At 54.5% G+C, this 21595-nt stretch carries 13 protein-coding genes and 1 tRNA gene; 10 read left to right on the forward strand and 4 right to left on the reverse strand.

The features are described 5' to 3' along the window. Positions 1–240 precede the first annotated feature (240 nt). Positions 241–5499, forward strand: coding sequence for a type ISP restriction/modification enzyme (locus tag GM557_RS02865; protein WP_196424577.1), 5259 nt, complete (start codon positions 241–243; stop codon positions 5497–5499). Positions 5500–5573: 74 nt separating this feature from the next. On the opposite strand, the gene GM557_RS02870 is transcribed toward GM557_RS02865, so the two are convergent. Continuing rightward, a tRNA-Arg gene (locus GM557_RS02870) sits at positions 5574–5650 on the reverse strand. A gap of 67 nt (positions 5651–5717) precedes the next feature. Further along, complete coding sequence (locus GM557_RS02875; RefSeq protein ID WP_230880582.1) at positions 5718–6866, reverse strand: alpha/beta fold hydrolase; 1149 nt, start codon at positions 6864–6866, stop codon at positions 5718–5720. Between GM557_RS02875 and polA the strand changes: the two genes are divergently transcribed. From polA to GM557_RS02890, 3 genes are read left to right on the forward strand one after another with little or no spacing between them, the layout of a single operon-like run. Further along, positions 6796–9600: a DNA polymerase I gene (polA, locus tag GM557_RS02880; RefSeq protein ID WP_155572880.1), complete on the forward strand. Its 2805-nt coding sequence runs from the start codon at positions 6796–6798 to the stop codon at positions 9598–9600. The two genes, GM557_RS02875 and polA, sit on opposite strands and share 71 nt — an antisense overlap. Before the next feature lie 23 nt (positions 9601–9623). Continuing rightward, entirely contained in the window at positions 9624–10289 is a 666-nt protein-coding gene (locus tag GM557_RS02885) for an SCO family protein (protein ID WP_155572881.1), read from the forward strand. 12 nt (positions 10290–10301) lie between these two features. Then, positions 10302–10976 carry an HAD family hydrolase gene (locus GM557_RS02890; RefSeq protein WP_155572882.1) on the forward strand — a complete coding sequence of 225 codons (675 nt, stop codon included), beginning with the start codon at positions 10302–10304 and terminating at the stop codon, positions 10974–10976. 56 nt (positions 10977–11032) lie between these two features. Here GM557_RS02890 and purD read toward each other — a convergent pair whose 3' ends face one another. Further along, positions 11033–12271, reverse strand: a complete 1239-nt coding sequence (purD, locus tag GM557_RS02895) for a phosphoribosylamine--glycine ligase (protein WP_155572883.1) — start codon at positions 12269–12271, stop codon at positions 11033–11035. Between the two features lie 78 nt (positions 12272–12349). Here purD and xseA point away from each other — a divergent pair, with 78 nt between their 5' ends. Both xseA and GM557_RS02905 read left to right on the forward strand, forming a co-directional pair. Then, positions 12350–13882: an exodeoxyribonuclease VII large subunit gene (xseA, locus tag GM557_RS02900; RefSeq protein WP_230880619.1), complete on the forward strand. Its 1533-nt coding sequence runs from the start codon at positions 12350–12352 to the stop codon at positions 13880–13882. Between the two features lie 24 nt (positions 13883–13906). Next, positions 13907–14254, forward strand: a complete 348-nt coding sequence (locus GM557_RS02905; protein ID WP_155572885.1) for a hypothetical protein — start codon at positions 13907–13909, stop codon at positions 14252–14254. Positions 14255–14361: 107 nt separating this feature from the next. On the opposite strand, the gene GM557_RS02910 is transcribed toward GM557_RS02905, so the two are convergent. Then, positions 14362–17139 (reverse strand): ribonuclease E/G, encoded by a 2778-nt coding sequence (locus tag GM557_RS02910; protein ID WP_196424578.1) that lies wholly within the window; start codon positions 17137–17139, stop codon positions 14362–14364. 334 nt (positions 17140–17473) lie between these two features. On the opposite strand from GM557_RS02910, the gene GM557_RS02915 reads away from it, so the two are divergent. From GM557_RS02915 to GM557_RS02930, 4 genes are all read left to right on the forward strand, one after another. Then, complete coding sequence (locus GM557_RS02915; protein WP_155572886.1) at positions 17474–17620, forward strand: hypothetical protein; 147 nt, start codon at positions 17474–17476, stop codon at positions 17618–17620. 52 nt (positions 17621–17672) lie between these two features. After that, positions 17673–18521 carry an N-acetylmuramoyl-L-alanine amidase gene (locus GM557_RS02920; protein ID WP_155572887.1) on the forward strand — a complete coding sequence of 283 codons (849 nt, stop codon included), beginning with the start codon at positions 17673–17675 and terminating at the stop codon, positions 18519–18521. Positions 18522–18714: 193 nt separating this feature from the next. After that, positions 18715–20286 carry a 2-isopropylmalate synthase gene (locus tag GM557_RS02925; RefSeq protein WP_155572888.1) on the forward strand — a complete coding sequence of 524 codons (1572 nt, stop codon included), beginning with the start codon at positions 18715–18717 and terminating at the stop codon, positions 20284–20286. A 220-nt stretch (positions 20287–20506) separates the two neighbouring features. Next, positions 20507–21553: a rod shape-determining protein gene (locus tag GM557_RS02930; RefSeq protein ID WP_155572889.1), complete on the forward strand. Its 1047-nt coding sequence runs from the start codon at positions 20507–20509 to the stop codon at positions 21551–21553. Positions 21554–21595 lie beyond the last annotated feature (42 nt).

Raw genomic sequence — 21595 nt, forward strand, 5'->3', positions numbered from 1 at the left:
CTCCAACGTTCTATTTAATGGGCTTTTTGGTGGTAATATCTTTTGTAATTTTTTGAATTACAGTTTCTTCTGACTGTTTGTGTCAGTTCTCATATTCAGCAGGGGGGTATGCTCCCAGCGTGAGCAGAGAGGTAGAGCAAAAGGAAAGATCATAAGCTAGTTAGGATGAGAGCCGTCCTGCTTGGCGTTCCTTGCTTCACTGTGTAGTGTGAAAACACTATTATGAACCGGAGACCACCCATGTCCAATTCACAAGGCACTGCTTTTCGCACACTTCTAGCGAGTTTTGATGAGGATGGGCAGGGCCATAAGACAGGCCAGCGGGACCGGGGCACGGGGTTTGAAAAACTGGCCCAAATTTATCTTCAGAATGAGCCGAAGTTTCAGGAATTATTCTCGGAGGTTTTGACCTTCGCAGATTGGGTTAAAAAATACATCCCCGGTGGTTCGGCGCGTGATACGGGGGTTGATCTTGTTGGTGTTATGCAGGATGGCTCCGGCTTTGAGGCCATTCAGGCCAAATTTTATAGCCCGGACCATACAATCTCCAAAAAGGAATTGGATAGCTTCATCGCGGCAAGCAATCGTGCGGACTTCATCAGTCGTCGGATCATCGCTACAACGGGCAAGTGGGGTGATAACGCTAAGGCTACCATGCAGATGGTCGAGCCGCTCATCCATTTAACAACGCTTTCCGACCTTGAAAATGCGGCCATAGATTGGAGCCAGTATTTCAAGACGGGTGAACCGACATTACTACCCCGCAAAACACCTCGTGAAGAACAGCAGGAAGCCATCGTAAAAACCGTCTCAACCTTGAAGGGGGGGACTATAGAACATCCTACTAAAGGTCGCCTTCTTATGGCTTGTGGAACGGGCAAGACCTTTACATCCCTCAAAATTGCGGAAAATCTCGCAGGCAAAGGGAAGGTTGTTCTGTTTTTAGCGCCATCGCTTCATCTTGTGTCTCAGACATTGACGGAATGGACGCAGCAATCTGCTATTAAGTTGTCCTGCTTTGCCGTTTGCTCAGATAGCGAAGTGGGTAAAAAACGTGATGATGTTGGACGGGTGGAAAATGACTTGGATTACCCCGCCACTACCGATGCCCTCGGCCTGACAAACGCCCTTACCAAAGCGCGTTCTGCTAAAGATGCTGATGAGCGGATGATCGTCATCTTTTCGACCTATCATTCTTCGCCTGTTATTGGGGAGGCGCAGAAGCTTGGTTTGCCTGCTTTGGACCTCGTCATATGCGATGAGGCGCACCGTACGAGCGGTGCTAAAAGGCGAGATGAAGAGACAAAGGCCTTCCAGTTCATTCATCAGCCGGACGGCATAAAACGGGCGCGCACTCTTTTTATGACGGCAACGCCGCGTATCTTCTCATCCGACGCGTTGGAGAAGGCCAAGGATGCCGATACAACCTTGTATTCCATGGATGATGAGGAGCTATATGGCCCCATTATTCATGAAATCTCTTTTGCTGAGGCGGTGAAGAAGGAGCGTCTCTGCCCCTATAAGATTGTTGTTCTCGGTGTGTCAGAGAGCGATGTGGCGGAGTTCGTCCCCAGTACCTTGTCTGATAAAGATAATAACATCACGTTGGATGTCGCCTCGCGTATTATTGGTGCATGGAAGGGCCTCTCCCGTGATGATATGCGAGGTGAGGATGAGACACGCCCGATGCATAGGGCGGTGGCTTTTTGCTCTACGATTGATCCGTCTAAAAAACGTAGCGGCAATGTTGCCTCCCGTGTGATTGAGAAGGGGTTCTCCGATGTTGTGGAGGAGTACCGTAAGCGCAAGAGTAAGCTACCAGAAGAGGCAGCCAAGAAGGAAAAGCCTGGGGCTTATTGCGAGATTAGGCATGTTGATGGCGGGATGAACGCTGCCGAAAAAAGCGCACGGCTGGACTGGTTGAAGGATGATGCCCCACCCTTTATTGATGAAGATGGGAAAGAACGGGAGGTCTGTCGTATCCTCTCTAATGTGCGTTGCTTGTCTGAGGGGGTGGATGTCCCCGCATTGGATGCCGTGGTGTTTTTAGCTCCTAGCAGCAGCGAGGTGGATGTTGTTCAGTCCGTAGGGCGGGTGATGCGCCGTGCGCCGGGTAAGAAACGTGGCTATATCATTATTCCCGTTGTGGTGCCGCATGGTTATACGGCTGATGAATATTTCGCTAAAGGGTCATCAGGCTTTCGTACGGTTTGGATGGTTCTTCAGGCCCTCCGAGCGCATGATTCTTCTTTGGATGATGAGCTAGACCGTGTGAATCTTGGTGGCCAGCTGGACTATACGAAGATGGAAGTCGTATGCGTCTCAGCTCGTATTCCAGCTAAAAAGAAAAAGGGCAAAGCTGAATCCGCCGCCAATAGTGTGAATAAACATCTCAATGGTCAGGGTGCGGATGAACGTGCCTCTGAGGAGGAGATTACCGATTACGGCCAGCAGCTTGTCATGCAATATGGCCAGCGGGAAAAGCTGGCTGATGCGCTTTATGCTCGTATTGTGCAGAAGGTTGGCAATCGTAATCCCTTTGCTCGGTGGTCTAAAGACGTCAAACGCATTGTGGACCGGCATATTATTAGCATCACCCGCCTTTTGGATGGTCAGCTCCCCCTTGGGGCCGAGCATGATGCAGAACGTACCCTGCAAGACGCATCCGCCAGGGCCCGGAAGGTCTTTGACAAGCTAAAGGCGGAAATCCACGCCTCTATCAACCCGAACGTCCCGGATAGTGACATCATCGAGATGCTAGGCCAGCACCTTGTGACAGGCCCGGTTTTTGATGCTCTTTTTGGGGAAAATGGTGGTCATAGCTCCAACCCCATGACACAAGCTCTTGATGCCGTCACGCAGGAGCTTTACGCCAACGGCTTGACGAAGGAACAACAAGGGCTGGAGAGCTTTTATGACAGCATCCGTGCCCGCCTGAAGGATGCCAGCCCGGAGAGCCGACAGGCCCTGACCATCCAGCTTTATGATGATTTCTTCCGAGAGGCCTTCAAAAAACAAGCTGATAAGCTGGGCATTGTCTTTACACCGGTCCCCGTGGTGGATTTTATCATCCGCTCTGTTGAGCATGTGCTTCAGACGCAGTTTGGCTGTGGCATGGGGGATGAGAACGTCTCGGTTTTGGACCCCTTTACCGGTACTGGCAGCTTTATCGCCCGCTTGATTGACCTGCGGCAACGTCAGGCCGATGGTAGTGAGGGAGACTACATCATCCCTACTGAAAAACTGGCTGCCAAATATGAGGCCGCCGGGAAAGAAGATGCCATCCTTGGCAAGCCCGGCCTTTGGGCCAATGAGCTTGTCTTGCTCGCTTATTACGTAGCGGGTATTAATATCGCGACCTCTTATACCGCCCGTACAGGCAAACAAGCACCCTTTGGTGGCCTCTGCCTAACAGACACGTTTAATCTGACAGAGCATGTCCAGACAGATAGAACCCTGCATGACGGCATGGGAGGATACCTGAAAGGCAATAGTGACCGCATCCTTGCACAGGAGAGTGCTCCCATCCGGGTGATTATGGGCAACCCACCTTATTCTGCGGGGGCTAGTAAAGCCGGACAGGCTCAGAATGATAAATATGAATATCTCGATAAGCGGATTGAGGAGACTTACGCTAGAGCCTCTAGGGCCGTTAGGAAAGCTGCTCTTTATGATAGTTATATCCGCAGTATTCGTTGGGCTTCTGATCGCATAGGTGAACAAGGCGTCATAGGGTTTGTGACCAATGCAGGCTTCATAGATAGTGCTGCCAGTACTGGCCTCCGTAACGCTTTGGAAAGTGAATTTTCCGAAATCTGGATTTTCCATCTGCGTGGGAATGCGCGGACATCAGGTGAACAACGACGGCAAGAAAAGGATAATATTTTTGGACAGGGAAGCCGGGCTCCAGTTGCCATCACCATTCTAGTTCGAAAGAAAACTCATACAGGCAAAGGCCAAATCCATTTCTGCGATATTGGTGACTACCTTTCAGCGCAGGAGATATATGCCCGGGCCGGGGCAGAGCTGAGCAACGCTCCGGAAACAGACAAGTTCCATTGGCTGCATCGCTTTGGGTCTATCGCAGCGATCCCGAGCGAGGCCTTAGATGCAGGGAAAGAGACCAACCCTGATGGTACGTTCCGCCGCTGGCAGACATTGACACCTGATGAGCATGGCGACTGGTTAAACCAGAGAGATGATAGCTTCTCAGTCTTTATGACAATGGGCAGTAAAAAAGGTGAAAAGGGGATTCTTTCATTATTTTCCAATGGAGTAGTTACAGCCCGTGATGCTTGGGTTTGGAACTTCTCTCGTGAGCGTATTCAGCAGAGTGTAGAGCAACAAGTTGCGACTTATGAAGCTGAGCGGGAACGGCTCAATGAGCTTTTGCCTCATGGCAAGAAAGAGGCTCGGTTAAATGAACTGAAACGTTCTCCTGATTTTGAGACAACGGCACTGAGCTGGACAAGAGCCCTGCAAAACGATGTGGTACGGGATAAGCCATTATTCATTTCCGATGGGGAGGTACGTACTGGCATGTACCGTCCTTTTACGAAGGAGGTTTTTTTCTTTAGTCGCAGGCTGAATGAAATGGTCTATCAACTTCCCCAACTCTTTCCAGAAGTGGGGATGGAGAATAAGGTGATTTGTGTAACAGGAAATAGTGCTTCAGATTTCTCTGCAATCATGATGGACTATATACCTGATTACAATTTGTTACAGGCTGGGGCCCAGTGCTTCCCCCTCTATCATTATGAACCCATAAAAACTATACAGCCTGAAGGGGATATGTTTGAAGGGATGGAGGAGCCAGCTGCGGCTCGTTACAAAAAGAAAAGAGCCATCACGCCGGAGGGCATGGCCTATTTCCGTAAAGCATGGCCCAAGGCGCAGTTTGATGAAGAAGATGTGTTCTATTACATCTATGGTCTGCTTCATGCCCCGGATTATCGCAGCCATTACGCCACCAGTCTCTCCAAGGAACTCCCCCGTATCCCTTGCGTAAAGACGGAAGATGACTTCTGGGCGTTCTCCAAAGCAGGACGGGCGCTTGCGGAGCTTCATTTGGGGTATGAGGCGGCGGTGCCTTATTTCGCGCTGGATGATGCGACGCATGTGCATATCAAAACCAAAGCGGGCCTTACGGAGGAGCAGCTTTATCGTGTCGAGAAGATGGCCTTTGCCAAAACCCGTGGTGAGGATGGCAAGCGCATCCCTGACAAAACCCACCTGATTTATAATAATCACATCGAGATTACAGGTATTCCGCTGGAAGCCTATGAATATCAGGTCAATGGCAAATCTGCTCTTGAGTGGGTCATGGATCGTCAGCAGGTCAAGACTGATAAACGCTCCACCATCACCAATGATCCGAACGATTGGGCTCTTGCCGAAGCTCAAGACCCTAAATGGCCCCTCTTGCTCTTTTTAAAAGTGTTGCATGTGGCATTAGAGACGAGAGAGGTGCTAGCTATGTTGCCTAAGATGGCGTTGTGAGAGAAAGACAACGGTAAGAGGCTAGCAAGGGGCTGAAATACGCCCCTAACGTCTTTGCTTTTAGGACTGTTGGATGGTGGACCCGGCGCGATTCGAACGCGCGACCTTTGCCTTCGGAGGGCAACGCTCTATCCAGCTGAGCTACGGGTCCGCTGGTCGTTCTTTTAACGGGAAGTTGCTGTTTTGCCTAGCCCTTGTGGCCTCTTTTTTCATCTATATCAGCGTGTTTCTTTCAGCCAAAGCCACATGGTGGCAGCATTATCCCCGCCGGAGGGGAGGAAATGCCCCGGCTGCTCAAGCCATGAGAGAATGTCTCGGGCAGGGCGGTTCTGCGGCTCGCGGGAGATGAGGTGATAGCCATGGGGGAGTTCATCTAGCCGGAGGAGGCCTTGGGGTGATCTCTGGATAAGGTGACGTGTGGCAGAGGCGGGGACAAATTGGTCGCGATCACCCCATATCAGTAAGGTGGGTGTGTGTAGTTTTGGGGTCTCTTGGGCAGCATGGCTCATCAGATGCGTTAGTCCCCGGAGGGCGTGGACGGTTGTGCCATGGCGGGTGAGAGGGTCGAAAAACATGCGACGGAGGGCTTTGATATTGCGCGTTGCAATATGGTGGCCCGGCATATGGGCCCCTGTTAGGCGGGCTTGAGGGGTGATGAGATTCCAGCCCTCCAAAAGGCTTTGCCATGGCTGGCCTAATGTCATGATGGCTGGGGCGAGGAGGATTAACCCGGTGGGGTGGGGGGCATGCAGTGCGGTGCTGGTGAGAAGGGCAATAGCACCCCCCATGCTCTCGCCCATTAGGTAAAGCGGTTGCTTGGGCCATTGCTGATGGCACCATTGGGCCTCTGTTACGCTATCAGCAATGAGGCGTTGGGTGTTGCTCCATGTCCGTGGTGTGGGGAAGGCCCCAAAGCCGCGTATATCAGGGGCAACGATGAGGAACCCAGCCTGCGTTAAGGGTGGTGCCATAACCTCCCACGCATCGCGGCTATCCCCAAAGCCGTGAAAGGCCAGAATCACCCCGCGTAGGGGCTTGTTTTGGGGTGGCGTGTAAAGCCGTATGGGCGCACCCTTCCCATCGGAGAGCGGGAGGGAGAGGCTCGCGGGGATGAAGGCGGATTCTGTAGGGCTGTGAGGCCATGTTTCCGGGCGCGGCCCCGTGCTGCACCCTGTGAGACATAGCGCATAACAGAGCATGAGAGGGAGAAATACAGCCTTATCGGCATGTGAGGCGTTTTTAAAGCGGCGGAAATCCGCTAGAGAGAGCCTATAGAGCAAAAGTAACGTGCCCAATATGGCAAGGGAGAGGGACGGCGTGACGTCAAAAAACACACATCTGGTTTTGGTGGATGGTTCTGGCTTCATCTTCCGTGCCTTTTTTGCCATCCCCCCGATGACCAACCCGGAGGGTGTGCCTGTTAATGCCGTTTATGGCTTTACCAATATGCTCTCACGCCTCATTAAGGAGCATGAGGGCCAGCCTATGGCTGTCATCTTCGATGCAGGGCGCAAAACATTCCGTAACGATATTTATCCCGAATATAAAGCCCATCGGCCAGAGCCGCCGGAGGATTTACGCCCGCAGTTCGACCTCATTCGCCAAGCGACGGACCAATTCGGCATCCCCGCGATTGAGCTACCCGGCTGGGAGGCGGATGACCTCCTAGCAACTTATGCGCGGCTGGTGGTGGAGCAAGGCGGGAGTTGCACCATCATTTCCTCCGATAAAGACCTCATGCAGCTTGTGCGTGAGGGGGTGATGCTGAAGGACCCGATGAAGCAAAAGCCCATCGGCCTAGCGGAGGTTGAAGCGAAGTTCGGTGTAACGCCTGATAAAGTGGTGGATGTGCAAGCCCTCATGGGGGATTCTACCGATAATGTGCCGGGTGTGCCGGGCATTGGCCCAAAAGGGGCGGCACAGTTGATTAATGAATATGGCTCGCTAGAGGCGGTGTTGGAGGCCGCACCGGGGATGAAGCCTTCTAAAAGGCGGCAGAACCTGATTGACCATGCCGAGGGGGCCCGTATTTCCCGCCAGTTGGTTTTATTAGCGGATGATGTCGCTGTGCCGACCCCGGTTGATGAGCTACGTCCCCGCGAACCTGATGCCGAGACGTTGCGGCATTGGCTGGAGAGCATGGGCTTCTCCTCCATTCTTCAGCGCATGGGTTTTGGGGGCAAGGCCCGCTCGCCAGCGCGGCATAAGCCTGATGTGAGCCCAGCCTCTAGTGGCGAGGCTGAGGTGGAGGGCGATATGGTGCCTCGCAGTGAGGCTCCTTTTGGCCCTTATGAGACGGTGACAACGCAGGAGGCACTTCAACAATGGGTGGAGGCTGCTTATAAGGCTGGGTTCGTTGCGGTGGATACGGAAACAACGGGCCTGAATGCACGCACGGCGGAGATTGTTGGTTTGTCTCTCGCGATTGCACCGGGGAAGGCGTGCTATGTGCCGTTCCGTCATGAAGGCACGTTGGAGGCTCCTGTTGGGGAGCAGCTCGCTGTAAAAGATGCGCTCGCCCTGCTTGCCCCATTGATGGCTGATGAGGCGGTGTTGAAGATTTTCCAGAACGCGAAATATGACCTCACGATTTTGCGCCGTGCGGGATTGGAGGTTATTACGCCGCTGGATGATACGATGCTGCTGTCTTACGCGCAGTCTGCTGGGGCGCATGGGCAGGGGATGGATGAGCTCTCCCGCCTGCATTTAGACCATACGCCCATCTCGTATGATGATGTTACGGGCACGGGGCGGAATCGCATCGCCTTTACGCAAGTTCCGTTGGATAAAGCAACCGCTTATGCGGCGGAAGATGCGGATGTAACATTGCGTTTGTGGAAGATATTGCGCCTGACCTTACCACGGCAGAAAGCCACCGCCTTGTATGAGGAGATGGAGCGTCCCCTTATCACCGTGCTGGAGGGGATGGAGGACGCTGGCATCCGTGTGGATGCGGAGGAATTGCGCCGTCTCTCGGAAGATTTCGCAACACGCATGGCGGAGATGGAGGAGGGGATTTATGACCGCGCTGGGCGGCCCTTTAATATTGGCTCGCCTAAACAATTAGGGGAAATCCTGTTTGATGAGATGGGTCTGCCGGGGGGCAAGCGGACGAAAACCGGCGCATGGGGGACAGATTCCCGCGTGTTGGAGGAGCTTGCTGTACAAGGGCACGATTTACCAACGGCTATCCTAAATTGGCGGCGTTTGGCAAAGCTGAAATCCACCTATGCGGATGCGCTGCTTAAGCTGATGGAGCCGAAGACCCAGCGTGTGCATACGACCTTCCAGATGACGACAACCACAACAGGGCGGCTTTCCTCCAATGAGCCGAACTTGCAGAATATTCCCATCCGCACGGAGGAAGGGGCGCGTATTCGGCGGGCTTTTGTGGCAGCACCGGGGCATAAGCTGCTCTCTGCGGATTATAGTCAAATTGAGCTGCGTTTATTGGCTCAGGTAGCGCAGATTGACCCATTATTAGATGCATTTCGTCATGGGCAGGATATTCATGCCCGTACAGCGTCCGAGGTGTTTAATATCCCCTTAGAAGGGATGGATGCGTTGACGAGACGGCGGGCGAAGGCGATTAACTTCGGTATTATTTACGGTATTTCAGCCTTTGGGTTGGCGCGTCAGTTGCAGGTGCCTCAAGGGGAGGCCAAACGCTATATTGAGGCGTATTTTGAGCGTTATCCCGGCATCCGTACCTATATGGAGGCGATGAAGGAAGAAGCGCGCGAGAAGGGTTATGTCCTGACCCCCTTTGGGCGGCGTTGTTATGTGCCGGGGATGCAAGCGCGGCAGGCAGCGCAGCGGTCCTATGCGGAGCGGCAGGCGATTAACGCGCCTTTGCAGGGCGGGGCGGCGGATATTATCAAAAAAGCGATGGTGCAGGTACCGCGTGCTTTGGCTGAGGCCGGGTTAAAAGCGCGTATGTTGTTGCAAGTGCATGACGAATTATTGTTCGAAGTCCCCGATGAGGACGCTGAGGCAACAGCCGCTTTGGTAAAGCGTGTGATGGAACAAGCGGCCTCGTTAAAGGATGTAGCCTTGGTGGTGGAGACGGGGCTTGGGGATAATTGGGCTGAGGCTCATTGAGGTTTGAGGTCATAGTAAGGAGCATGATGGACGTGCAGAGTGACGGTACGGGCGGGGTGGAGCCAAAAAAATATCTAGGTTGGAAGATTGGGGCGATTATAGCGGGTTTGCTGCTGGTCGCGGGGTTGTTAGGTTTGGGGGGGTATTATCTCTCCACTGGTCATGATGAAGGGGCGCGGCTCCATAAACAGGGTAATGAGGTTGGTGGCTCTTTCCGTGTCTTCTCCCTTGGGGGGGGAATGGTGACGGAAGGGGACTTCCGCGGGGCGTGGATGGTGGTGTGGTTTGTGGACCCGCGTTGCCCTGCTGCCCAATGCCAGCCGCCTTTAAAGGCTTTGGATGCCACCCTTATGAGCATGAAGGCACAGGGCCGGAAGGTCCTCCCCCTTGTTGTATCCTTAGATGCAAAGGCGGAGGATTCTGATGGGCTGAAGGATTATGTCATGGGGGTGGCCCCGCATATCTTCCCCGTTTTTGCGACCCAGAACATGACCCAAGCGATGACGCGCTTGTTCCATGCCCCTTATGAGCAGGAGCGGGGGACTGGATATTATAAGCCTGCGCCGTCCTTTGTGGTCATGGACCCAGAGGGCCATTATGCTGGGATGCTCCCTGTTATGGATGATTCAACGGCGTTGACGGCTGGGTTAGAGCACCTCATGGCTCACCCTCAGCAAAAGAGCCAATAAAGGACCGCCGCTATGTTACGTTATCCTGTTCTTTTACTTGATTATGATGGCACATTGGCTGAAACACGCCCGGCTATTATTAGGAGCTTGCGCGAAGCTTTTGAGGACATTGGCCGTACCCCGCCCTCCGCTGCGGAGCTGGCAGAGCGGTTAGGTAAGGGCGATGCGCTCCAAGGGTTTTATAAGGGGTTAGTCAATGATAGCTCCCCCGAAGAAGCCGAGCGTTATGTCGCAGCCTATCGGAAGCGTTATGCCCAAGTGGATGCGGAGGAGACCTTCCTGTATGATGGGGTGCATGAGGTCTTGCCTATTTTAAAGCAGCGTGGCTATCGGTTGGTGGCCCTTAGTAACAAGCATGGGCCAACCTTGCGTCATAGTTTGGCACGGTTCCAGCTTGATGGGTTTTTTGAGGTCGCCCTCGGTGCAGAAGAAGGGCTACCGCGTAAGCCAGAGCAAGAGGTGTTTCAGCACCGTCTTGCGCCGCTATTTCCTTCCGTCCCCGCAGCGGGGTTCCTCATGGTGGGGGATACAACGGCCGATATCGGCTTTGCCCAAACACTCGGTATGGATGTCTGCTGGGCCAGCTATGGCCATGGTGTGGCGGAGGTCTGTAAGGCGTTAAAGCCTACATATCATATTGATAGTTTGTGGGAGTTCCCGACTCTTTTAGCAAAGACGGAGAGCTAAGGGAGGCCCCCGCCTGCCGGTAAGGGGGTGGGGGGGGTATCACCTATGATACCGCTTTAGAGTCCAATATCGCTGCGGAGCATTTTATCAGCCCATTGAATAGTCGCTGCGGCCTCATAAGCGCGAGAGCGCGCCTTGGCTGCTGTGGGGGCTGTGGCGCAGATGGTCAGCACGCGCCCTCCATTCGCTACCAATTTATCGCCTTCTAGCTTTGTTCCTGCGTGGAATATGGAAACGCCGGGGAGTTGTGCGGTGCGGTCTAAGCCAGAAATGACACCCCCTTTTACCGGAGCATCAGGATAGCCTTTAGCCGCGAGCACGAGGGAGAGGGAGGGCTGGTCTGTAAAGCGGATGCTCTCCTCAGAGAGGGTGCCTTCTGCGAGGGCTTTGAGGGCGGGGAGGAGGTCGCTCTCTAAGCGGATGAGCAGGGCTTGGGCCTCTGGGTCACCAAAGCGGACATTATATTCTATGAGCTTTGGTCCTTCTTCTGTCAGCATCAAGCCTGCGAAGATGACACCACGGAAGGGCGTGCCCCGGCGGAGCATCTCAGCCAACATGGGACGGACAGTGAGGTCTAATGCGGCCTCTTGTGCGGCGCGGTCAAAATCCGGTGGGGGGCAGATGGCTCCCATCCCGCCTGTGTTAGGGCCAGTATCGCCATCGCCAACGCGCTTATGGTCCCGTGCGGCACCAATCAGACTGGCTTTATCATCTGCACAAAAGGCAAAGAGGGATACTTCCCGCCCTGTAAGACATTCCTCAATGACGAGGGGGAGGCCGAGATGATCGATGGCGGCGAGGGCTTCATCAACGCTTTGTGCCACAACAACGCCTTTGCCCGCAGCGAGGCCATCGGCCTTGATGACAATCGGCGCACCTTGCTCACGCACATAGGCTTTGGCGGCATCTACGCTGCTATTAGCATCAAAACGCTGCCAGCGTGCGGTGGGGATGCCCGCAGCATCGGCCACTTCTTTTGTAAAGGCCTTGCTGCCCTCTAAGGCCGCCGCCGCTTTGGAAGGACCAGCGCAGGCAATGCCGGCCTCTTTACACGCATCGGCTAACCCCGCTACGAGGGAGACTTCCGGCCCGGGGACGACAAGGTCGATCGCTTCTTTTTGGGCGAACTTTACAAGGCCTGCAATATCATCAGCTGCAATAGGGACACAACGGGCGCATTCTGCTATGCCAGGATTACCGGGGGCGGCAAAGAGGGCTTTGAGCTGAGGGGACCGGGCAATGGCGGTAGCGAGGGCATGTTCCCGCCCGCCAGAACCAACAAGAAGTACGCGCATCCTGTTTCCTTTATATGAGCCTGCGGTGTTGATAGCCGCTTTTACGTTGCCCCTCATTTAGCATAGAATAGCAGGATGATGGAACGAGACCTTCTCTTTTCTGCCCAAGAGCCGCAAAATGCTACTTCGGCGGGGAGTAACATCCCCGAATATTCTGTTGGGGCGATTTCTTCCGCCATTAAGCGCGTGCTGGAGGGAAGCTTTGGCCGTGTGCGCGTCCGTGGGGAAATCACGGAGATGAAGCGTTATGCCTCTGGGCATATTTATCTTTCTCTCAAAGACGAGGGGGGGAAGATTGCTGGGGTGATTTGGCGGGGCAATGCCTCTCGTCTCGGTATGGCGCCAGAAAATGGGACAGAGGTTATCGCCACTGGGCGCATCTCCTCTTATGGGGAGCGGTCGAGCTATCAACTGATTATTGAGCGGATGGAGTTTGCCGGGGAAGGGGCCATGCTCGCGCGGATAGAGGCCCTAAGGGTGCGTCTGCGAGATGAAGGGCTTTTTGCGCCGGAGCGGAAGAAGCCTATCCCCTCTCTGCCGCATCGTGTCGGGGTGATTACCTCACGCTCCGGTGCGGTCTTGCATGATATTTGCACTACTATTGCCCGCCGTTTCCCCCGTGAGATTCTGCTCTGGCCCGTTGCCGTGCAGGGGGAGGGAGCGGCACAGCAAATTGCTCATGCTGTTAAGGCAATGGGGCAGCTTCCCCACCCGCCAGATGTGTTGATTGTGGCGCGTGGGGGTGGTTCGTTAGAGGACCTCATGGCCTTTAATGATGAAGCTGTGGTACGGGCCGTGGCGGCGTGCCCCTTGCCGGTTATTTCCGCCGTGGGGCATGAGACCGATACAACCCTCGTAGATTATGCAGCCGACCGCCGGGCCCCGACACCGACTGCCGCGGCGGAGATGGCCGTGCCTGTGCGCTCGGAGCTTGTGGCAGACCTTGCCCATCGGGCAGCGCGCCTTTCAAGCGGGTTAGTGGGTATTTTGCAAAAGCAGAGCTTGCAGTTGCAAGCAATGGCCGCGCGTATGCCGGACTTGCCTAGTCTGCTTGATACGGCACGTATGCGTTTGGATGACCGCGCTCAAAGGTTGGAGCTTGCCTTACCGGGCTTTGTGATGCGTGCGCGTGCACGCTTGGGGGGGGCGGCATTTCACCTCCCGGCCATGGAGACGGTTCTTGGTCAGCGTCATCGTTTGCTGGAGGGGCAGGCAGGGCGGTTGCAGGCAGGGTGGGAGCGTTTTTGGCAGGGTTGCCAGATGCGTCTTATGCGGATGCCGTTGCAAATTGGGGTGATTCAAGGACAGTGTGCTGTACAACGAGAGCGGCTTGTTGGGGTAGCGCGGCATTTAGAGGCTGTCTCTCCCCGTGCGGTGTTGGAGCGTGGTTATGTGCTGGTGCAGGATGCAAAGGGACGACCAGTGACGCACGCGGCGGCTTTACCTCAAGGGGGTATAGTGCAGCTTGCGTTTGTAGATGGTGCAAGACAAGCTAAGTTAGAGCCGCATGAGGGTGGCGCAGGGCGTAGTGGCATTGTGCCGAGCACGCGCGAGAAGACCACCATAGCATCAGCCCAACGGGAAGACACGCAAGGTGAACTTGGATTATAATGAAGTGATATGAAGGAGGGGCCGATGCGTTATTATGGAGCTATAGTGGGGATAGGTCTTTTACTCACGAGCTGTGCGAGCCAGCCCTCCCAACAGGAGCGGGCGGCGGCAGAGCATCCTAAGATTCAGAGTTTTGCAGGGGCCCCAACAGGCCCCTCTAATCCTGCATCCAACCGGGTGAAGATGAATCTGCCCTCCGCAGCAGTGACGACCCCGCTATGTGGCACGGCCCTGCATGAGCAAGCCGCCACAGGCGGAGCGATTTATACGAGCAGCCTTGGGACAGGCAATAGCTGTACGCGTAATGCCTGTTTTCAGCCATTGACAGGAACCTTCATCGCGGAAAATGGCACGAATAGCGTTTGCCGCTAAAGAATAGGTGCGCGTGCATCATAATAACAGCCTAAAAAAGACGGCATAGGAGAACCCCAGCCGTCTTTTTATTTAAAAGCCTCGTATCTTTTGGGGGATGTAGCGACTTAACGCCGCCACCACCCCACACGTCGTTTCTTCGGCTTGGATTCATCAATATTCACCGGCTGCGGTGCGGTGATATTTTCGGCAGAGGAGGTGGCTTCCACTGGCTCTGGTGCAGAGGGAGGGGCCTCGTCAGCCTTCTTCCGCCGGGTAGGGCGGCGTTTGCGCGGTGGGGTGGTGTTCTCCGCAGGGGCCTCATCAAGGGACGCGGGTGATGCTTCCTCTGTTACAGGCTCCTTCGCTGTTGTGGTGCGCGCTGCTGCCGTGCGGCGAGGGGGCCGTGGGCGGCGTGGGCGCGGTGCCGTCTCCCCATCCTCATCAGCAGTGGCGGGACGAGCGGAGATTTTTACAACGTGATTCTCCTCATCCTCTGCCTCTTGGTCCGTAACAATACGGCTGCGTGTTGGGGGACGGCGAGGTGTATGAGGCCGGCGAGAGGTTGTCTCGTCTTCTACTCCGTTGGTTTCATCCCGTGATGGAGCGCGCCTGCGGTGGCGTGTGGTTGGGGCGGGGTCTTCCGCAGGCTCCTCTTGAGGATGAGCCGGGGCCGTATGACGTGCCTCTTGCTGCTCCATCATATCGAAAATATCAATCCCTGCATTATGGAAGGGATTAGCCGGCGTTGGTCCTTGATAAGCAGATGGTTCTTCTTGGAAGGGCTGCTCATCGCGCTGGCGTGTAGGGCGGCGGCGAGAGGCTGCATGCCCACGGCGGTCAGGCCGCTCCTGCGCGTCTTGTTGTGGAGCTTGGCCCTCTATATTCGTGGTGACACGCCGTGTTCTCGTGCGCCGGCGTCCGGGCATAAGGGCACGGTCACTGTCTGTACGGTCGTCACTTTCTGCCGGGTTAGGCATAGCTGTCTCCTCATTTATGGAGTTGAGAGCGTCTTGGGCATCCTCCTCACGGCGGCGGCCCCCCCGTCTGCGCCGGCGGCGGCGGGAGGTCCCTTCCTGATTATCGCTTTCAGCTTCAGGAGAGGGTGTCTCATCAGATGCTGTAGTGTGAGAAGCCGGGGGCTCATGAGCAATGTCAATCGTGCGCACTGTCGTGACTGGATTATCACTGCGTGTGGCTTTGTGATGATTATGGCGTGGGGCAACACGCTCAATACGGAGCTCCCCTGCGGGGAGGCTGCTATCATTCTCAAAACGGATGGTCATGTCGTGATGTTGCTCCATCCCGCTAATAGCCGCCCTTTTGCTATTAAGCATGTAAAGGACGATATTCGGGCTAACATGCACGACAATTTCCGAAGCACGGCGGCGGCTGGCTTCATCTTCTATATTGCGTAGTACTTGCAGGGCCATGCTCTCCACCCCGCGGATGGAGCCAGTGCCTTGGCAATGCGGGCAGGGGCTGAGCATACTCTCAGCAATGGAGGGGCGCAGGCGTTGGCGCGACATCTCCAAAAGGCCGAAATGAGAGATACGGCCTATCTGAATCCGCGCTCTATCCAACCGTAAGGCATCTTTGAGGCGTTTTTCCACCTGATTATTATGGCGGCGGCTTTCCATATCGATGAAGTCGATGACAATCAGCCCGGCAAGGTCACGCAGGCGGAGTTGGCGGGCGACTTCCTCAGCGGCTTCCAGATTTGTGCGGAGGGCGGTTTCCTCAATATTGCGCTGGGAGGTGGATTTACCGGAATTGACATCAATAGCGACAAGGGCTTCGGTTTGATTGATGACGAGATAGCCCCCAGATTCCAACCGCACAGTGGGGGAGAACATCGCATCAAGGTGGCTTTCTACCTGATAATGAGCGAAGAGATTTTGCCCTCTATTCTGCCAAAGGCGGATGCGATTGGCGTTATGGGGCATCAGCAGGCGTGTAAACTCCCGCGTATTTTTCCACGCCTCCTCTCCATCAACCAATACGGTCTCAATATCGCGGGTAAAGAGGTCACGAATAGCCCGCTTAATGAGGCTTGCTTCCTCATAAATTAAAGCAGGGGCAATAGAGGTAAGCGCATGAGTGCGAATATCTTCCCAGAGTTGGAGGAGATATTCACAATCCCGCGTAATCTCCGTCTCCGGGCGGCCTGCCCCGGCGGTGCGGATAATCATCGCCATTGTGGGGGGGAGATCCAGCATGTTTACAATGCTGCGTAAACGCCGCCGGTCTGTTTCGGAGGTAATTTTACGCGACACACCGCCCCCGCGGAGGGTATTGGGCATGAGCACACCATAACGCCCCGCAAGGGAGAGATAGGTCGTTAAAGCAGCTCCTTTATTACCACGCTCCTCCTTTACAACCTGAACAAGGATTACTTGCCGGCGGCGGATGACTTCTTGGATGCGGTAATTGCGTAGAAAACGCGCCATGCGGCGGCTGGCACTATGTTCATCACCAGTATCATGCTCGCCGCTGACAATTTCCGGGCTTACATCGTCACTGTCATTATCATCATCGCCGTTATCTTCAGCGAGGGTGTCTTCTGTACGGTCGTCCTCTGCGAGGGGGTCATCCTGTTCGCGTTGCTCTGCGTTATATTCCTCCTCTTGGAGGGCGAGGAGCTTTTCGCGATCAGCAACAGGGATTTGAAAATAATCAGGGTGGATTTCGCTAAAAGCGAGGAAGCCATGGCGATTACCGCCATAATCCACAAAAGCAGCCTGCAAGCTTGGCTCTACACGGATAACTTTAGCAAGGTAAATATTGCCTTTAAGCTGGCGGCGCGCTGATGTTTCAACATCATAATCTTCAACGCGCTTACCATTCATAACCACCACGCGGGTTTCCTCTGCGTGTGTGGCATCGATGAGCATTTGCTTAGTCATGAAGGATGGGACTCCGTGGCGCACGGGTCATTGCCCTGCTTGCGCCGATTGTCTGGGTCAACAGAGGGCAGCATCCTGTCTGGTTTGTGGCGTTAGGCTTAGTATAACGCGGCACACCGTGATAAAGAACACAGAACAGCATTGCAGCCTCTGGTAAACATGCTGGTAGCAGACACTGCCACCGGGATTATCATGCAACCTGCCTGCGAGATGTGATGCCTCCGGGCCGATTGCGCTTAATTATAGATGCGGACCCTCCACCAGGGTGTGAGCGTACTGAGGGCAACTGCCTCAGGCTTTCGACACCAAACGGTATGAAGCGCATTTTTGCAGCGTGAGCCGCTCTCACTATAATGCTGCCCAGCGTCTCAAACGGAAGGGGCGCATTATGCTAATCGGCATCCGCTTGGTGAGCATGGCGCAAATTATCGCCTCTGGCAAGAGGGGAGTTATAGTCTGTATTGTTCGTTATGGGCTATAATCGCCGCATAGTTAAGAGGAGGCGGCGCATCGTGAAGGGCAAAGAGACGGGCATGAGTGAGCTGACACGCCGCTATTTTATGCTGAAGGCCGCGCGAGGTGGGGTTGTTACAGCCCTTGCTGGGGCGTCTTCTTGCATACACAGAGTGCAGGCAGCAGGGCGGCACCCTTTACACGCTCCGGCTATTTTACGCCATGCTCCCCCGCCCAAGCCTGTCATCATGTTGGATCCCGGCCATGGGGGCAAAGACCCCGGTGCGATTGGTGTCTCTGGAACGTATGAGAAACATATCGCCATCGCCGCCGCGACAGAGCTACGGCGCATGTTGCTGGCCTCAGGGCAATATCAGGTCGTGTTGAGCCGCAGTGATGACCATTTTATCCCCTTAGCAGGGCGTGTAGAGCTTGCGCATAAACATAGGGCAGCCCTTTTTATCTCTATGCATGCCGATGCATTGCATCAACCACAGGTGCGCGGGGCGAGTGTTTATACATTATCCGGCAATGCCTCGGACAAACAAACAGCCGCATTAGCCGAGACGGAAAATAGTGCGGACCGTTTTGCAGGTCATGCAGGGATAGGGGGTGTGCCAGCTGAGGTTGAAGCGATTTTGAATAGCCTGATTCATGAGGAAACACGGCGTGGCTCGGCTCATATGGCCGCGAGTGTGATTCAGGCGTTTCAGAATCGGGTGCAGTTGCTGCATCACCCCTCGCGCCATGCGGCCTTTCGGGTGTTGAAGTCGGGCGATATTCCCTCAGTGTTGGTAGAGATGGGCTTTATGTCCAACCATTTAGATGAGCAAGCATTGCGCCGCGCTGCGCATAGAACACAAGTAGCCCAAGCGATGAAGCAGGCCATCGATCATTACTTTCAAAGCCGTACAAACGCTACGTTGTGAAAGATGCCGCGTTGTCCTCTTGTATTTTTGTAACAGAGAGGATAGGCTGCCGCGGTAATGATAAAGTTTCGTACCCTCCTCCTTCTACGACTTATAACCCCCTGAATGTCGTATAGGCAGGCAGATGGCCTGTCGCGTTCAGGGGGTTTCTCTTAAATAATCTATCAGTAAACGTAGAAATAGGGACGACATCATGTCTTTTCAGCATCCTTCCTTTGGCCGTATTGACGATAAACGTATCATTATTTTCGATACCACTTTGCGCGATGGCGAGCAGTCTCCCGGCTTCTCCATGAATCTGGATGAGAAGCTGCGTATGGCCCATGCTTTGGCTACGCTGGGGGTTGATGTAATTGAGGCAGGCTTCCCCGCCGCTTCGGAAGGTGATTTCGAAAGCGTAAAACAAATTGCTGACCATGTAGATGGGCCTGTCATTTGTGGGTTAGCCCGTAGTGCTGCGCGGGATATTGAGGCCGCTGGTAAGGCGATTAAAGGTGCGCGCCGGGGGCGGATTCATAACTTCATTTCCACCTCGCCTCTGCATATGAAGTACAAGCTGCGGATGGAGCCGGAGCGCGTGTTGGAGCTGATAGCATTCGGCAATAAGGAATCTCGCCGCTATACAGATGATGTTGAATGGTCAGCTGAGGATGGCTCCCGGACGGAACCGGATTTTCTGTGCCGTTGTGTGGAAACAGCCATCGCGAACGGGGCGACGACCATTAACATCCCCGATACAGTCGGCTTTGCGACCCCTGATGAGATGGAGCGCATCTTCACGATGTTGAAGGAGCGTGTCCCGGGGGCAGATCAGGTGATTTTCTCCACCCATAATCATAATGATTTAGGCTTGGCTGTAGCCAATACGCTGGCCTCTGTTGAGGGGGGAGCCCGCCAGATTGAATGTACGATTAACGGCATTGGCGAGCGCGCAGGTAATGCAGCACTAGAGGAAGTCGTCATGGCGTTGCGGACTCGGCATGATCGCTACGGTATGGAGACGGGGATTGAGACGCCACGGCTGTTAGGGATGTCGCGTTTGCTGGCGACCATTACAGGCTTTGATGTCCAGCCCAATAAGGCCATTGTGGGGCGTAACGCCTTTGCCCATGAGAGTGGCATCCATCAAGATGGCATCCTTAAACATGCTGGAACATATGAGATTATGACGCCGGAGAGCGTGGGCTGGACGAGTACCTCCTTGGTGTTAGGTAAACATTCTGGTCGGGCTGCCTTCCGCGATAAATTGAAGGCTCTGGGTTATGATGACCTGAAAGAGGAGACAATCAACGCGGCATTCCAACGCTTTAAGGCGTTGGCAGATCAGAAAAAGATTGTCTTTGATGATGATGTGCGGGCCTTGGTTGATGATGAGAGTCGGGATCATGAGCGTGTGCGCCTCATCTCTTTGGAGCTGAAGGGCGGGACGGAGCATGCCGCTCATGTTGTTATGACGCTGGAGATTGACGGGGAAACGCGGCACGTCACAGCAACGGGGAATGGCCCGGTGGATGCGGCTTTCCGTGCGTTAGGTGAGGCCTTCCCGCATGAGGCGACCTTGGCGTTGTTCTCGGTAGCGAATGTGACCGAAGGGACGGATGCTCAGGCACGCACAACGGTGCGTTTGCAGGAGGGGGGCCGTCTTGTGGATGGGCAAGGCAGTGATGCCGATACGGTTGTCTCTGCGACACGGGCTTATATCCATGCGCTCAATAAGCTGTTGGTGAAGCGTCTGCGTGGAGAGCCGGCTGAGGAAGTCGCTTAAAGGCGAGGGCTACGGCCCCCGTTTTTGTAAAGTCAAAGGGCATCTGAATATAACAGCTTATTAATGAGCCGGGTTTTCTGCGAAAAAAACATGCAGAAGCGGGAATATGGCCTTGCTGAACTATCATGGAGCTTTATAATTCGCGGCGAATGCTGTGAATGGTATTCGGACCATTTTCTTTATCCTCGTAAAAGCGGGGTCATCCTGCCAGGAGTTTTGAATGTTCTCTCGTCTGTTGGGGCTCATTTCCGCCGATATGGCGATCGATCTTGGCACTGCCAATACCTTGGTATACGTCAAGGGGCGTGGTGTTGTGTTGAGTGAGCCTTCCGTTGTTGCTGTCACAGAGGTACGCGGGCGCAGACAAGTTTTGGCCGTGGGTAATGAGGCCAAGTTGATGGTGGGGCGTACGCCGGGAAATATTCAAGCCATCCGTCCCCTCCGTGATGGGGTGATTGCTGATTTTGAGAGTGCGGAGGAGATGATTAAGCATTTCATCCGCAAAGTGCATAATCGCCGTTCTTTTTTCAGCTCTCAGATTGTAATTTGTGTGCCCTCTGGATCCACTGCGGTGGAACGCCGTGCGATTCAGGAGAGTGCGGAGAGTGCTGGGGCCCGTAAGGTATATTTGATTGAGGAGCCTATGGCGGCGGCCATCGGTGCGGGCCTTGCTGTGACGGAGCCTTCCGGCAGCATGATTGTTGATATTGGTGGCGGCACGACAGAAGTTGCCGTGATTTCCCTCGGCGGCATTGTGTATGCACGCTCTGTCCGTGTTGGGGGGGACCAAATGGATGAGGCCATTATGGCTTATATCCGCCGCAATTATAATCTGATGATTGGTGAAAGCTCTGCTGAGCGGATTAAGATTGACCTCGGGGCTGCGGCTTTTGATCCGAACTCCCAAGGGGAGGAACGGACCCTGCCTTTAAAGGGGCGGGATTTGCTCAATGGCGTCCCGCGTGAGATTGTCGTCAGTGAGGCGCAGATTGCTGAAGCGTTGGAAGAACCGGTAGGCCATATTATTGATGCTGTGGCTACGGTGCTGGAACATACACCGCCGGAGCTAGCAGCGGATATTGTTGAGAAGGGCATTGTTCTCTCTGGCGGGGGGGCGTTGTTGCGCCGCCTTGATGATGTGTTGCGAAACGCAACAGGTTTGCCAGTTTTTGTTGCAGAGAATGCGCTCTCTTGCGTAGCTGTGGGGACAGGACGGACGTTGGAACAAATGCAGCAGCTCCGCAGCGTTTTGAGCAGCATGTATTGATAATAGGGCCTCGCTGGGGCAGGCTCAGCCTGCCGCTCACTT

This window comes from Bombella sp. ESL0385 (assembly GCF_009725755.1).
GTDB classification, from domain to species: domain Bacteria; phylum Pseudomonadota; class Alphaproteobacteria; order Acetobacterales; family Acetobacteraceae; genus Bombella; species Bombella pollinis.